Genomic DNA, 840 nt, shown 5'->3' with positions numbered 1-840 from the left:
AGCACCTATCCCGCGCGGGCCAGCGCCTGCTCCAGGTCGGCGATCAGGTCGTCCGCGTCCTCGAGGCCGACGGACAGCCGTACCATGGTCTCGCCGATGCCCCGCCGGGCACGCTCGCGTTCGTCCAGGTCGGCGTGACTGGTCATCACCGGCTGAGTCACCAGGCTCTCGACGCCGCCGAGGCTGGGAGCATTCAGGAAGAGCTCGAGGGCATCCACCATAGCCATCGCGCCGGCCGCGTCCCCTTCCAGGGTCAGCGAAAGCATGCCCCCGAAAGCGCGCATCTGCCGCCGGGCCAGGGCATGGTCCGGGTGGTCCGGCAGCCCCGGATAATGCACCTGGCGCACCGCCGGATGGTTCGCCATGGCCTCGGCGATGCGCTGGGCATTGGCGTTGTGGCGCTGCATCCGCACGTCCAGCGTGCGCAGGCTGCGCGCGAGCAGCGCAGCAGTCTCCGGCGACGGTGTCTGGCCGAGGGTCTTGCGCCAGCCAGCCACCGGCTCCAGTAGCGCCGCCGGCCCCATGACCGCGCCGGCGGTGAGGTCGCTGTGGCCACCGAGATACTTGGTCGCGCTGTGCACCACGAGATCCGCACCGAGCGCCAAGGGGTTCTGATTCACCGGCGAGGCGAAGGTGCTGTCCACCACCAGCAGCGCCCCCGCCCGGTGCGCGGCCTCGGCGACAGCGCCTATATCCAGCACGGCGAGGTCCGGATTGCCGGGCGTCTCGATGATGACGACGCCGAAACCGGCAGAGAGGACCCCGTCGAGCGCCTCCATCTCGTCGGGGAAGGCCAGGTGCCCCCGCCACCCGAGCGCCGGGAGACGCTCCGAGACCAGC

At 71.1% G+C, this 840-nt stretch carries 1 protein-coding gene; it reads right to left on the bottom strand.

What is annotated here, in order from left to right; genetic code table 11:
- Positions 1–5: 5 nt before the first annotated feature.
- On the bottom strand, positions 6–840 hold an 835-nt coding region (locus tag G7A99_RS22015; protein WP_163144112.1), incomplete at its 5' end, for a PLP-dependent aspartate aminotransferase family protein.

This window comes from Arhodomonas sp. KWT (genome assembly GCF_010993615.1).
This window is presented reverse-complemented; position numbering and strand designations above follow the sequence as displayed.